Source organism: Rhodococcus sp. H29-C3 (assembly GCF_030063405.1).
In the GTDB taxonomy this organism is placed as follows: Bacteria; Actinomycetota; Actinomycetes; order Mycobacteriales; family Mycobacteriaceae; genus Rhodococcoides.
In genome coordinates this window covers 315,038-328,025 of the sequence record NZ_JASITC010000001.1, presented here as the reverse complement: position 1 = coordinate 328,025, position 12,988 = coordinate 315,038, and the positions used below count along the sequence as shown (strand labels likewise).

The window sequence follows — 12,988 nt, the reverse complement described above, 5'->3', positions numbered from 1 at the left end:
ACCCAGTTTTCGACGTCGGGAGTCCTGAAAAGCCCTCTTGTCCGGATCCGTATTCTTCCTGCACAGGGTGCCATTTCTCGTACTCTCACATCTTCGCGGGATTCCAGTAGGCTGCTTGTTGCGGCACGAATCCTGGGGGTGTGTGTGAACTCGAACGATCGAGGCGTCGCGGCGCCGAAAGTGGTCCTAGTGACCGGTGCAAGCCGATTTCTCGGGGGGTACCTCGTCACCCGGCTCGCGCAGAATCCATCGATCGAACGTGTCATCGCTGTCGATACGCAATCACCGAGCAAAGATCTGCTGCGCAAGATGGGACGCGCCGAGTTCGTGCGCGCCGACATCCGCAATCCGCTCATCGGCAAGGTCGTCCGCAGCGCGGGCGTCGACACCGTCGTACATGCCGCCACCATTGGTAAACCGCCCAGTTCCGGCGGTCGAGCGACCATGAAAGATCTCAACGTCATCGGGGCGATGCAACTTTTCGCCGTCTGCCAGAACTCACCGACGGTGCAGAAGGTAGTGCTGCGGTCTTCGTCGTCCGTCTATGGATGCAGTGCCAAGGACCCGGTCAATTTTACCGAGGAGATGAGTGCCCGGCGTCCGCCGCAGGGCGCCTACGCTCGGGACACCATCGACATCGAGGGTTACGCCCGCGGGCTCGGCCGTCGCCGTCCGGACGTCGCTGTGTCGATTTTGAGGATGGCACCGCTGATCGGACCACGGCTCAACGGGACCATCTCGCGGTACATGACGTCGCCGATCATCCCGAGTATTCTCGGCCGCGATGCACGCATGCAATTGCTGCACGAAGAAGACGCCTTGGCTGCGCTCGAGCGAGCCACGATCGGCGGACCGGCAGGCACGTTCAACGTCGGAGCCGACGGAACGATCATGTTCTCTCAGGCTATCCGGCGGGCGGGTCGTATCGAAGCGCCCGTGCCGTTCGCGTTGTTCAAGAGCGTAGGTCGAGCACTGATGGGTGGCATGATGCGCGAGTTCACCACCGAACAACTCGACTATTTCCATTTCGGCTGCGGGCTCGACACGACCCGTATGAGATCCGACCTCGGTTTCGAACCGCGGTGGACAACCGTGCAGGCATTCGACGACTTCGTTCGCGGCGCAGCGCTGCGTCCGGTCCTCAAAACCGAGTGGGTCGATGCCGCAGAGAAACACTTGTTGTCGATCGTCGATGCCGGTACAGCAGTGTCGACGAAGGTACTGACCGTCGCGAGTCCGGGACGAAGGAGGTGAGCGACGTGGCGAAGGTAATTCCGCTGCACGGCGGTGGGTCCGGTAGAACGGCGTCCGCGAGAAACACAGACCAGAGCCGGGTGGATCGAAGTCGCAGCCGCCACCCGTCCTCGTACACCGAGGTCCGGCCGCCCACGCCACTCATCACTCCGACTCTCGCCACACCGCCGGTGACAGCCGCACCGCCGGTGACGACAGCTCCGATGTCCGTGCCCATCGACGCGATCAGAGAAAAATTGGTCGACCAGATTGCCGGAACCGCCGAGTTCCTGCGACGTCGGCTCGCCGGGGACTACCAGATCGACGAATTCGGGTACGACCCTCACTTCGCCGATGCCGTATGGCTTCCGCTGCTGCGGCCATTGTTCGACAAATGGTTCCGCGTCGAGGTCAAGGGAATCGAGAATATTCCGAACGACGGCGGTGCACTCGTTGTCGCCAATCACGCCGGCGTCATCCCGATCGATGCGTTGATGACATCCGTCGCGGTCCGCGATCACCATCCTGCGCACCGACCGCTGCGAATGTTGGCAGCCGACATGGCATTCGAGATGCCCGGGGTCGGATCGATCGCACGCAAAGCGGGACACACGCTCGCCTGCAACCCCGATGCCGAGCGACTGCTACGCATGGGGGAGGTAGCGGCGGTCTTCCCCGAGGGCTTCAAGGGAATCGGCAAGCCGTTCAGTGAGCGCTACAAATTGCAACGGTTCGGCCGCGGCGGTTTCGTATCGGCCGCTTTGCGTACGGGAGCCCCGATCATCCCGTGCTCGATCGTGGGGTCGGAAGAGATCTACCCGAAAATCGGCGACCTCACCACCCTCGCTCGGCTGATGGGAATGCCGTACTTTCCGGTCACGCCACTCTTTCCGCACTTCGGCCCACTCGGTCTCATCCCACTGCCGTCGAAGTGGTACATCGAGTTCGGTAAGCCCATCTACACCGACTCCTACGAAGCCCAAGCTTCGGACGATCCGATGGTGCTCTTCGAGTTGACCGACCACGTTCGCGAAACGATCCAGCACACGCTCTATCGACTTCTCGCCAAGCGGCGCAACGTCTTCCTCGGGTAGCTCTGTAAAGTCCTGGCGGTGCTGATTCGTGACACCATCACCGAAGACCTGCCGTCGATACTCGCCATTCACAACGACGCCATCGCCACCACGACGGCGATCTGGGACGAGACCGAAGTGGGACTCGACGAAAGAATCACCTGGTTCGACGGCCGACTTCGAGCTGGATTTCCTGTCCTGACGGCGGTAGTCGACGGTTCTATCGCGGGGTATGCGTCGTACGGGCAGTGGCGTCCGAAAAGTGGGTACCGGCTGACGGTCGAGCACTCGGTCTACGTGGACAGAAACTTTCACCGCCTAGGCATTGCCAGCGCACTGCTAGCGGAGTTGATCGCGCGCGCCCGTGCCACAGGAATCCACGCAATGATCGCGGTTATCGAAAGTGGCAACATCACCTCTATCGCGTTGCACGACAAATTCGGCTTCGTCACTGTCGGGCAGCTCCCCGAAGTGGGGGTCAAATTCGACCGATGGCTCGACCTGACACTGATGCAACTGAGTCTGTGACGTCTTTCGTCGGGGTCAGGCAGCCCGACGGCGACCGAGCACGGCAGCGAGTCCGCCGCCGACGGCACCGATGGCAAGGGCGGTCGGGACCCCGATCCTCGCGGCCTTACGCCCCGTCCGGAAATCGCGGATCTCCCAGCCGCGGTTCTTGGCCACTTCCCGCAGGTCCGCGTCTGGATTGACGGCGACGGCCGTGCCGACCAGTGACAGCATGGGGACGTCATTGTGGCTGTCGGAATAGGCGGTGCACCGTTTGAGGTTCAGGCCCTCGCGGACGGCGAGTGTACGAACGGCGTGAGCCTTGCCGAGGCCGTGCAGAATATCTCCGACCAACAGGCCGGTGAAGATTCCGTCCTTGCTTTCGGCGACGGTTCCGAGTGCACCGGTAAGGCCGAGTCGTTTGGCGATGATCTGAGCCAGCTCCAGTGGCGTAGCGGTGACCAGCCAGACCTGCTGACCCGCATCCAGGTGCATCTGTGCAAGTGCGGCGGTGCCCGGCCAAATCTTGTCGGCGATCATCTCGTCGTAGATTTCCTCGCCCAAACGGGTCAGTTCGGCGGTCGATCTTCCGGTGATGAAGGACAAGGCTTTTTCTCGGCCACTGGCTACATCGTCACTGTTCTCTTTGCCGCTGACTCTGAATTTCACTTGCTGCCAAGCGAACTGGGCCAGATCGCCGCTGGTGAAGTACTTTCGCGAGGCCAGGCCGCGTGCGAAGTGAATGATCGACGCGCCCTGCACCATCGTGTTGTCGACGTCGAAGAACGCTGCGGCGGTCAGGTCGAGTGGCACCGAGCCATCGCTGTCGAGCTGGAGCGCCAGTGCCGCGTCGGCGCTCGCCTCTCCCGCGACGTTGGCGCGGACCTCCGCGTCGGTAGGGCCGAGTGGATTGCGGAACCGACGTTTGCGGCGCTTGTCGGCCGAGGGCTGCCGGGTGTCGACCATGACCGCGTCCGGCACCTCCGATATCGGCAGGTCCGGCACTACCTCGTCCTCGTGTACTACCTCGGCCCTGTCTACCTCGGCCCTGTCTACCTCGGCCTTTGCTACTACCTCGGGCTCGTGCGCTGCCGAATCGTGTGAATCCGACACCTGTGTGTGTGAATCGCCAGAATCTTCGCTGCTGATGTCAGGCGTTTTCGGGTTCTCGTCGTTCATCTTCTTGCGCACCTCCCTGCTCGAGCACTGCCACAACCCTAGTCCGTGTCACTGTGCTACTCCGTGTCACTGTGCTACTCCGTGTCACTGTGGGTGAGCGTGTACGCGCGGGCTCGATCCACACCCGTGAGGCCCCGGTGCGCCTGTGAGCTTCGTCTCTGCACTCGGCGGTGAGACAGTAGGGGGATGAGCTCCAATGAATCTTCCGTGGTTCTTCTCACCCGCGCCGGTTGTCACACTTGTGTCCTCGCGTTCGAGAAGTTGACAGCGGTGTGTGCTGATTTCGGAATTGTTCCCTCGGCGGTCGATGTGGATCAGGCAGCGGCCACCGACCCTGACCTGCGAGCGGAGTACGGAGACCGTGTTCCCGTGGTGCTGCTCGACGGGCGCGAACACAGCTACTGGGAGGTCGACGAGCCACGATTGCGAGCGGATCTGGCGGTCACCAGGGCACCCTAAGAACGTGCGATTGCTCTCGCTTTGCAGGTGAGGGCACCTCTAGCACGGATCCAGCGACTTTGTTCATTCGTTCACAAGCGGTTACCGTGGGGCGAACAATATCAATGCTCGAAAGAGTCGTGATCTGGATGTATCAGGATCAGCGTGAGGACCGGCATCGCTGCCGTTCGGACGAGGAGCCATGAACGTGACCGAAGAGCGCCCGGCTGTACCGGCGACCGTTGAACGGTCTGCTGGGGTCGAACGCGTTATTCCACAGGCTACGGTGACGCGTTTGGCGGCCTACTTGCGGGTCCTCGGAATTCTTGCCGACGACGGAGTGCTCATCGTATCGAGCGAAGAACTGGCCAACGCCGCGGGTGTCGGCTCGGCGAAACTGCGTAAGGATCTCTCCTTTCTCGGCCCGAACGGCGTGCGTGGAGTCGGTTACGACGTCATGCGCCTGCGGGCCAAGATCGAGAGCGCACTCGGTCTCGATCGCGGACACAAGGTCGTCCTCGTCGGTGTCGGGAACCTCGGTGAGGCACTCGCGCGATACGGAGGCTTCGGCCGTCGCGGATTCACGATGGTCGGACTCTTCGATCGGGACGCGAAGAGAGTCGGCACCGACATCGATGGAATCGAAGTCCGACACGTGGACCTGTTGGAACAGTCGTGTCGCGAACTCGAAGCCACCATCGGTGTGATCGCCACCCCCGACGCGGCCGCTCAGAGTGTTGCCTCCGCGTTCGTCGCGGGCGGCGTGGAGTGCATCCTCAGCTTTTCCCCGGTGATGCTCGACGTGCCGGACAGTGTCGAGGTGCGTCGAGTCGATCTGGCAGTGGAGATGCAGGTTCTGTCTTTCAACAGTTCGCGGAACGAGGCAGCTCATGGATCACCGAGTCTGTCCGGAAATCCGCGCCTCGGACGTAGCCGAGGACCACGAGTGACGCCCGGCTCACTGACCGGAGCCATCAGCCCTAGCAGTTCGACAAGAAATGGATCGGTGATTGCACCGTGAGTGTCCTTCTCGTCGGGATTTCGCACCGTAGCGCTCCCGTCGCAGTTCTCGAACGTGTCGCTGTCACCGACACGGATCGGCCGAAACTTACCGACAAACTCATGGCTACCGGAAGCATCTCCGAAGTGATGGTGGTCTCGACGTGCAACCGCGTCGAGGTCTACGCCGTGGTCGATGCTTTCCACGGCGCTCTGACCGCAGTCGGCGAAGTACTTGCCGAGCACTCCGGACTGGAAGTGCAAGAACTGACCCAGCACGCCTACGTTCGATACAGCGAAGCAGCCGTCGAGCATCTTTTCGCCGTCGCCAGTGGCCTCGATTCGATGGTCATCGGCGAGCAACAGATTCTGGGACAGATTCGCGCTGCGTACGCGGCCTCGGATAACCAGCAGGCGTCCGGTCGAGTGCTCCACGAACTCGCGCAGCAGGCGTTGCGTGTCGGCAAGCGCGTTCACTCCGAGACCGGAATCGATTCCGCTGGTGCGTCGGTCGTTTCGGTGGCGATCGACCGCGCAGCGACGATGTTCGGTGGAAGCCTCGAAGGAAAGACCGCCGTCGTGGTGGGCGCCGGCGCGATGGGCGGACTGTCCGTGGCGCATCTCGGACGTGCCGGAATCGGTCGCCTGATCGTCGTCAACCGCACCCGGGAACGCGCCGAGCACCTCGCCCAAACCGCATTGTCCGCCGGTGTGTCCGCGTCGGCGATGGATTTAGACGAACTCCCCGCTGCGCTGGCCGACGGCGACGTGCTCGTCACCTGTACGGGCGCGGTCGGTGCTGTCGTCTCCCTCGCGGATGCACACCTCGCGCTTGCGCAGCGAGATCCAGGGCGACTTCTCGCCATCTGCGACCTCGGACTGCCCCGCGACGTCGATCCCACTGTTGCAGGGCTACCCGGCGTCAGCGTGTTCGACATGGAGTCCCTGCAACGGGACCCGGCCGCAGGCGCGGCATCTTCCGACGCTGCGGCGGCGCGCGAAATCGTCTCCGCCGAGCTCTCCGGATACCTCGCCGGTCAACGGCTCGCCGAGGTGACGCCGACCGTGACGGCACTACGCCAGCGCGCAGCCGAGGTCGTCGAAGCAGAACTCATGCGACTCGATTCGCGACTGCCCAGCCTGGACTCGCCGCAGCGCGACGAGGTTGCCCGGACGGTGCGACGCGTCGTGGACAAGCTCCTGCATTCACCCACTGTCCGAGTCAAGCAACTAGCCACCACCCCTGGCGGCGATTCCTATGCAGCAGCGCTGCGGGAGTTGTTCGAACTGAGCCCGGGAACGGTCGACGCTGTCGCCAGCCCGATCGAGATCAATGGAATGGAACTCGTGGACGATTTCACTGCCAGCCGGATCGACGGCAAGAAGGGACCACAGCGGTGACCGTCGTAAGAATCGGAACACGAGGAAGCCTGCTCGCAACGACCCAAGCCGATACAGTCCGGCGTGGGCTGATCGCAGCAGGTCTCGATGCAGAACTCGTGATCATCAAAACTGCCGGTGATATGTCGGCCGCTCCGGTGCAGACCATCGGAGTCGGCGTGTTCACTGCGGCGTTGCGTGAGGCTCTCACCGACGGCAAGGTCGACATCGCCGTGCACTCCTACAAGGACCTGCCGACCGCTCCCGACGAAAGATTCGTCATTGCTGCGATCCCCGTGCGGGAAGATCCACGCGACGCGCTGGTTGCTCGTGACGGTCTGGTACTCGGCGAGCTACCTGTCGGAGCAACCGTCGGGACCTCTGCGCCGCGTCGTGCCGCGCAGTTGCGTGCACTTGGTCAGGGTCTCGATGTCAGGCCACTACGGGGCAACCTCGACACTCGTATCGGGAAGGTGGCGTCCGGTGAGCTCGACGCCGTCGTCGTGGCGCGAGCCGGACTCTCTCGGATCGGCAGGCTCGACGTCATCACCGAAGCACTCGATCCGGTGCAGATGATCTCTGCACCCGCGCAGGGTGCCTTGGCTGTCGAATGCAGGATCGCCGACACCGACCTCATCGAGGCGATTCGCACGCTCGACGACGAGAACACCCGCACCTGTGTTGCCGCCGAGCGTGGTCTGCTGGCCGAACTCGAAGCAGGATGTTCGGCTCCGGTCGGCGCCATCGCCGACATAGTGGAGTCCATCGACGAGAGCGGCCACGTATTCGAAGAGCTGTCACTGCGTGCCTGCGTTGCAGCCCTCGACGGTAGCGATTCCATTCGCGCGTCGATCGTCGGTGCCACCGACAATGCAGAGGAGCTGGGCCGTGACCTGGCCCGCGAGATGCTCGATCTCGGCGCCCGAAGACTGGTCGACATAACCGAGCCGGCAGCTACAACTTCTGCACCCTCCGGGGGAACATCCCATGTCTAGGTCGATCACCACGCCGGTTCGCGGACGCGCCAAACGCAGGGCCTCTCGCCCCCCGGTCCGCGGCGAATACATCGCCACTGCACGGCTGATCCCGAAGCGGGGCCCCGCAACCTCGATCGAACTGCAGCACCCACACAAGAAAGCACTGGAGAACAACCGATGAGCCCAGTCCGCAAGAATGCCAACGGACGGATCCTTTTCGTGGGATCGGGGCCGGGTGACCCAGCTCTGCTGACGGTCCGAGCCCGCGAAGTACTCGGCTCTGCCGAACTCGCGTTTACCGATCCAGATGTCGACAAGGGCGTTATCGCGCTCGTCGGTCACGATCTTCCGCGCGACCCTGAAACAGGCGAGACCGGAGTCGATGTCCGACCGGCCCTCGGTGAGCCTGCCGAGGTCGCCAAAACCCTTTTGGCCGAGGCGAAGAACGGCCACGATGTCGTGCGCCTGGTGTCCGGGGATCCGCTGACCACCGACTCGGTCATAGCCGAGGTCAACGCCGTTGCACGCACACATGTTCAGTTCGAGGTTCTTCCCGGACTGCCGTCGGGTTCAGCGGTGCCGAGCTACGCCGGAATGGCGTTGGGTTCCGGACACACCGAGGCCGACGTCCGAGGCGAGGTCGACTGGGCGGCGCTTGCTGCCGCACCCGGGCCGCTCGTACTGCACGCGACGTCGGGGCATCTGGCCGAGACGGCCAGTGCACTCGTCGAACACGGTCTCGCGCCACAGACACCCGCGGCCATCACGGTCCGGGGCACGACACGTCAGCAGCGCACCGTAGAGGCCACCCTCGCCACGCTGAACGATGCAGGCAGTGAGCTCGTCGGTTCGCTCGTCGTCACCGTCGGCAAGGTCGTTTCCGGGCGAAACAAGATGTCCTGGTGGGAGTCTCGCGCACTGTACGGCTGGACCGTTCTGGTGCCACGTACCAAGGACCAGGCAGGGGAGATGAGCGATCGTCTCGTGACGCACGGCGCCATCCCGATCGAGGTTCCGACCATAGCCGTCGAACCTCCACGTAGCCCGGCTCAGATGGAGCGCTCGGTCAAGGGCCTGGTCGACGGCAGATACCAGTGGGTCGTCTTCACCTCGACCAATGCAGTACGCGCCGTGTGGGAGAAGTTCGAAGAGTTCGGTCTCGATGCCCGTGCATTTTCGGGTGTGAAGATCGCGTGTGTCGGCGAAGCGACGGCGGAGAAGGTTCGGTCGTTCGGAATCAACCCCGAACTGCTGCCCTCGGGCGAGCAGTCCTCCCTCGGTCTTCTCGAGGACTTCCCGCCGTACGACGAGGTGTTCGACCCGGTCAATCGGGTTCTGTTGCCGCGTGCCGATATCGCTACCGAAACGGTGGCCGAAGGACTTCGTGAGCGCGGGTGGGAGATCGACGATGTCACTGCCTACCGAACCGTGCGCGCTGCGCCGCCTGCCGCCGAGACCCGCGAGATGATCAAGACCGGAGGGTTCGACGCGGTGTGCTTCACGTCGAGTTCGACTGTTCGAAATCTCGTCGGTATCGCTGGGAAGCCGCACGCACGCACCCTCGTTGCGTGCATCGGTCCGAAGACGGCAGAGACTGCTGTCGAGTTCGGTCTTCGGGTCGACGTGCAGCCGGAGACCGCACAGGTCGGTCCACTCATCGAGGCTCTGGCCGAGCATGCTGCTCGTCTGCGCGCCGAAGGTGCATTGCCGCCCCCGCGTAAGAAGAGTCGCAGGCGCTGACGCCCAAGCTGCGTGGCAATAGCTCCGGTAGAGCTGTTTCCACGCAGCTGCCCGACGAAGGAGGGCCCGTACAGTTGTTTCCCGTAGACCGCCCACGCCGACTGCGCCGGACTCCGGCGTTGCGTCGGTTGGTGGCTGAAACGTCTTTGCAAGCGCGGCATCTGGTGCTGCCTATGTTCGTGGCGGACGGGCTGAGTGAGCCGCGCGAGATTTCCTCGATGCCCGGTGTCTTTCAGCACACGCTCGACTCGCTGAGCGTTGCCGCAGAAGAGGCAGTGGCGGCGGGCGTAGGTGGTTTGATGCTGTTCGGTGTGCCGCGCCCCGAGGACAAGGACGCCGACGGGTCCGGAGCAAGTGACCCCGGCGGAATCCTCAATCGTGGGCTTCGGCGTCTGAAAGCCGATCTCGGCGACTCGACCGTGATCATGGCGGACACGTGCCTGGACGAATTCACCGATCACGGACATTGCGGCGTACTGACCGCCGACGGCGTCGTGGACAACGATGCGACGCTGGCACGGTACGTCGAGATGGCACTCTCGCAGGCAGATGCCGGCGCGCATCTACTGGGGCCGAGCGGAATGATGGACGGGCAGGTAGCTGCGATCCGGGAAGGCCTGGACGCGGCAGGCCACGACGCCGTCGGACAGCTCGCTTATTCGGCCAAATACGCCTCGGCCTTCTACGGACCTTTCCGGGAGGCGGTAGGGTCTTCGCTGCAGGGCGATCGGCGTACCTACCAACAGGATTCGGCGAATCGCCGCGAAGCTGCCCACGAAGTCGAGCTCGACTTGGCGGAGGGGGCGGACATGGTGATGGTCAAACCAGCTATGTCGTATCTGGATATTTTGCGAGACATCGCCAATATTTCCCCGGTTCCCGTTGCCGCATATCAGATTTCAGGTGAGTACTCGATGATCACCGCGGCCGCGCAGAACGGTTGGATCGATCGCGACGCGGCAATAGTGGAGTCCCTGACCAGTATTCGAAGGGCCGGCGCCGATGTGGTGTTGACCTATTGGGCCACGGAAGCAGCTGGGTGGCTATGACCGAGCACGGTGAGAGATGACCGATCCATCGCAGCCCGAAGGCGATAGTCCCCGACCACCGCCGGACTGGGAGCGCTGGGAGGCCGAACACGGCCCGCCGTCGCTGAAGATTCCGTCGTTCGATTCACTGCCGCTCGAGTCCGTCCAACGACCGGCGCCGGTAGACGTCGAGACTTCGCGCCATCTGTGGTGGGGTGTAGCGCTCCTGGGAATGCTCGAGTTGCTGATGACGCTCGTTGTCGTCTACGGCGACAAGTCGATCTTCGCGCAGCAACTCGTCGACGATGTGGCTCTCCAGCAACCGTCCATGCCGCTGACGGCGGAGTCGGCAGAGAGTTACCTGACCGCAGCGCTCGTCTTGATGGTCTTCCTCGGAGTGGGTTTCGGAGCGTTGTTCTTGTTCTGGGTGAACAAGATGCGGCTCGGCCGGATGTGGGCGCGGATGGTCCTGACGATGATCGGGACGGTGACAGTGGTTCTTGCCTTGCCTCAGCTGTTCGGACTCGGTTCCGCCGACGGTGCATTGTCGCTGTCGATGGCGGTTGCGGGCGTCGCGCAGGGTGTACTCGCAGCGGGTGCGATTTATCTGATGCACCGCAAGGAATCCAACGAGTATTTTCTCGCTTCACGCAAGAAGTGAGTCTCGGCGTGTCTCTTGCGCCACCCGCAGTTCATGTGAATAGCATCACTCGGTACCATCCTCGAGTGATCGGATCCCACATGACGCAACCGGTAGTCCGCGAGGGCGAGCAGGAGTGCGGTAAGCCCTGGGCGCTTCTCGGTTTGCTGCTGGCAGTATCCGTTGCGGTATTCATCATGGCGCTCGGATTCAGCGCCGGATGACCTGTGGTTTTGTCTTCTACGACCTCCTGAGCTAGCGTGACAGCCATCACAATCAGCGGTCAGAGGAGTCGTATGCAGGTTCGGACCGAGGCCAGGCAAACACCCCATGTCGATCGCACCGAGCGTGTCGATCACAGCATGCGGATGGAGTTGCTGTTGATCGGCCTCGTAGTGACCATGGGCATCCTCGCGGCGATCGCGATCGTCCTGCCCGCTGTCGTCAGTAGCTGACGCTCCGACCCGGGGCGCGTGCGCAGTGACCAATGGATTCGAGTCCGGTTCGCCGTTGCCGGATATGGAATTGCTGTTCGGCGAGGAAGGCGCTCGCTGGCGGGCACTGTTGTGGGGGCCGCTGTTCTGTGTGCTGGTGTTGGTGATCGAACTCCTGACCGGCCCTGTTGTTCATTGGTTCGCGCTGGCTCTGTTCGCGTTCATCCTGGTCGGGTTCACCTACCTGCAGGTCAGTGCCGCGCGCAGGCATGTCAGCGTCGCGGTGACGCCCCAGCGCTTGCGGCAGGGTACCGAGACCCTCGACATCTCGGACATAGACGAGGTGTTGCCTCCGATCGACTACTCCGATGGCGACTACGAACCGAAGAAGTGGGAGACGGCGCGAGTGCTCGGCGAATTGCATTCGGTGCCGCGTCGACGCACCGCACTAGGTCTTCGGATGAAGGACGGGACGCTCGTGCAGGCATGGGCGAAGGACGACGACGCACTGCGGGCAGCGCTCGAGCATGCACTGATCGAGTACTCGTGATCCGAGGACTCGCAATCGTAGAGATCGTCTCCGCGGTGACAGTCGTGGCTCTCGCGGTCTTGTGTTGGAACACCGGTGTGACCGACACGGTGTTCGCGGTGGCAGGCAACGGTGGGCCCGAGTATGTTTCCACCCGCTACGCCGGGCCATGGATCGCGTTGGGTGCGGTGGGTGTCGTCATCGCAGGGTTGTTGCTGATCGACGCCGTTGGGAGACTCCTCCAGCCACCTGCGCATACCCGGTAGGGGTATGATAGGGCTATGAGCAGCTATGCCACTGAACAAGACGACCTGCTGAAGAGGCTCAGGCGTATCGAGGGACAGGTTGCAGGCATCTCGCGGATGGTGACGGAGGATCGCTACTGCATCGACGTACTCACTCAGGTGTCTGCGGCGACGAAAGCGTTGCAGTCGGTTTCGCTGAAACTGCTCGACGCGCACCTCGCCGGATGCGTAGTCGAGGCGGCACGCAAAGGTGGCCCCGAGGCAGACGCCAAGGTCAAAGAAGCGTCCGACGCGATCGCTCGACTCGTCCGATCCTGATTCCCCACCCGGAAAGGTGAACACATGCAGAACAAGTACATCGTCGAAGGAATGACCTGCCAGCATTGTGCCGCATCGGTCTCCGAGGAGATATCCGAACTTGGAGGCGTGAGCGGCGTGGACGTCGACTTCGCCAGCGGTGAAGTTGTCGTCACCAGTGATCGAGACATCGACGCGGCTGCTATCGCTGCCGCGGTCACCGAAGCCGGATATACACTCGCGTCCTGATGAGCGAACGGCACCCGATCGGTTACCTGAGAATGAGTCG

General features: G+C 62.9%; 18 protein-coding genes. 17 read left to right on the top strand and 1 reads right to left on the bottom strand.

All coding sequences use genetic code 11. The annotated features are described in order from the left end of the window. Positions 1 to 180 precede the first annotated feature (180 nt). The 3 genes from QMK32_RS01585 to QMK32_RS01575 are packed head-to-tail and all read left to right on the top strand — an operon-like array spanning position 181 to position 2,834. Positions 181 to 1,254 (top strand): NAD-dependent epimerase/dehydratase family protein, encoded by a 1,074-nt coding sequence (locus QMK32_RS01585; RefSeq protein ID WP_502943519.1) that lies wholly within the window; start codon positions 181 to 183, stop codon positions 1,252 to 1,254. Beyond that, the gene (locus QMK32_RS01580; RefSeq protein WP_283472558.1) at positions 1,251 to 2,327 is read left to right on the top strand and encodes a lysophospholipid acyltransferase family protein; all 1,077 of its coding nucleotides are present in this window, start codon (positions 1,251 to 1,253) and stop codon (positions 2,325 to 2,327) included. The genes QMK32_RS01585 and QMK32_RS01580 overlap by 4 nt, the downstream gene beginning before the upstream one ends. A gap of 18 nt (positions 2,328 to 2,345) precedes the next feature. After that, the gene (locus QMK32_RS01575; protein WP_283472556.1) at positions 2,346 to 2,834 is read left to right on the top strand and encodes a GNAT family N-acetyltransferase; all 489 of its coding nucleotides are present in this window, start codon (positions 2,346 to 2,348) and stop codon (positions 2,832 to 2,834) included. Between the two features lie 15 nt (positions 2,835 to 2,849). On the opposite strand, the gene QMK32_RS01570 is transcribed toward QMK32_RS01575, so the two are convergent. Then, positions 2,850 to 3,779 carry an HAD family hydrolase gene (locus tag QMK32_RS01570; RefSeq protein ID WP_269305363.1) on the bottom strand — a complete coding sequence of 310 codons (930 nt, stop codon included), beginning with the start codon at positions 3,777 to 3,779 and terminating at the stop codon, positions 2,850 to 2,852. A 399-nt stretch (positions 3,780 to 4,178) separates the two neighbouring features. Here QMK32_RS01570 and QMK32_RS01565 point away from each other — a divergent pair, with 399 nt between their 5' ends. The 14 genes from QMK32_RS01565 to QMK32_RS01500 all read left to right on the top strand — a co-directional run bounded on the left by QMK32_RS01565 (position 4,179) and on the right by QMK32_RS01500 (position 12,948). Further along, complete coding sequence (locus QMK32_RS01565) at positions 4,179 to 4,451, top strand: glutaredoxin family protein (RefSeq protein ID WP_283472554.1); 273 nt, start codon at positions 4,179 to 4,181, stop codon at positions 4,449 to 4,451. Between the two features lie 181 nt (positions 4,452 to 4,632). After that, positions 4,633 to 5,451: a redox-sensing transcriptional repressor Rex gene (locus tag QMK32_RS01560; protein WP_269304827.1), complete on the top strand. Its 819-nt coding sequence runs from the start codon at positions 4,633 to 4,635 to the stop codon at positions 5,449 to 5,451. Continuing rightward, positions 5,448 to 6,830: a glutamyl-tRNA reductase gene (locus QMK32_RS01555; RefSeq protein ID WP_269304829.1), complete on the top strand. Its 1,383-nt coding sequence runs from the start codon at positions 5,448 to 5,450 to the stop codon at positions 6,828 to 6,830. The genes QMK32_RS01560 and QMK32_RS01555 overlap by 4 nt, the downstream gene beginning before the upstream one ends. Then, complete coding sequence (hemC, locus tag QMK32_RS01550; protein WP_269304831.1) at positions 6,827 to 7,804, top strand: hydroxymethylbilane synthase; 978 nt, start codon at positions 6,827 to 6,829, stop codon at positions 7,802 to 7,804. Before QMK32_RS01555 ends, hemC begins: the two co-directional genes overlap by 4 nt. Next, positions 7,797 to 7,967, top strand: coding sequence for a hypothetical protein (locus tag QMK32_RS01545; RefSeq protein ID WP_283472553.1), 171 nt, complete (start codon positions 7,797 to 7,799; stop codon positions 7,965 to 7,967). Before hemC ends, QMK32_RS01545 begins: the two co-directional genes overlap by 8 nt. After that, positions 7,964 to 9,526 carry a bifunctional uroporphyrinogen-III C-methyltransferase/uroporphyrinogen-III synthase gene (locus QMK32_RS01540; protein ID WP_269304833.1) on the top strand — a complete coding sequence of 521 codons (1,563 nt, stop codon included), beginning with the start codon at positions 7,964 to 7,966 and terminating at the stop codon, positions 9,524 to 9,526. The genes QMK32_RS01545 and QMK32_RS01540 overlap by 4 nt, the downstream gene beginning before the upstream one ends. Positions 9,527 to 9,600: 74 nt before the next feature. Further along, positions 9,601 to 10,575 (top strand): porphobilinogen synthase, encoded by a 975-nt coding sequence (gene hemB / locus QMK32_RS01535; RefSeq protein WP_283472551.1) that lies wholly within the window; start codon positions 9,601 to 9,603, stop codon positions 10,573 to 10,575. 16 nt (positions 10,576 to 10,591) lie between these two features. Continuing rightward, positions 10,592 to 11,215: a hypothetical protein gene (locus QMK32_RS01530; protein WP_283472550.1), complete on the top strand. Its 624-nt coding sequence runs from the start codon at positions 10,592 to 10,594 to the stop codon at positions 11,213 to 11,215. 80 nt (positions 11,216 to 11,295) lie between these two features. Next, positions 11,296 to 11,418 (top strand): hypothetical protein, encoded by a 123-nt coding sequence (locus QMK32_RS01525; RefSeq protein ID WP_283472549.1) that lies wholly within the window; start codon positions 11,296 to 11,298, stop codon positions 11,416 to 11,418. 72 nt (positions 11,419 to 11,490) lie between these two features. Further along, positions 11,491 to 11,649, top strand: coding sequence for a hypothetical protein (locus tag QMK32_RS01520; protein WP_176224685.1), 159 nt, complete (start codon positions 11,491 to 11,493; stop codon positions 11,647 to 11,649). A gap of 55 nt (positions 11,650 to 11,704) precedes the next feature. Further along, positions 11,705 to 12,178 (top strand): transport-regulating membrane protein Mce1N, encoded by a 474-nt coding sequence (gene mce1N / locus QMK32_RS01515; RefSeq protein WP_283473143.1) that lies wholly within the window; start codon positions 11,705 to 11,707, stop codon positions 12,176 to 12,178. Continuing rightward, positions 12,175 to 12,423, top strand: a complete 249-nt coding sequence (locus QMK32_RS01510; protein ID WP_283472548.1) for a hypothetical protein — start codon at positions 12,175 to 12,177, stop codon at positions 12,421 to 12,423. Before mce1N ends, QMK32_RS01510 begins: the two co-directional genes overlap by 4 nt. A 15-nt stretch (positions 12,424 to 12,438) precedes the next feature. Beyond that, positions 12,439 to 12,720, top strand: coding sequence for a metal-sensitive transcriptional regulator (locus QMK32_RS01505; protein ID WP_084346193.1), 282 nt, complete (start codon positions 12,439 to 12,441; stop codon positions 12,718 to 12,720). A gap of 24 nt (positions 12,721 to 12,744) precedes the next feature. Then, complete coding sequence (locus QMK32_RS01500) at positions 12,745 to 12,948, top strand: heavy-metal-associated domain-containing protein (protein WP_269304847.1); 204 nt, start codon at positions 12,745 to 12,747, stop codon at positions 12,946 to 12,948. Positions 12,949 to 12,988: the final 40 nt, after the last annotated feature.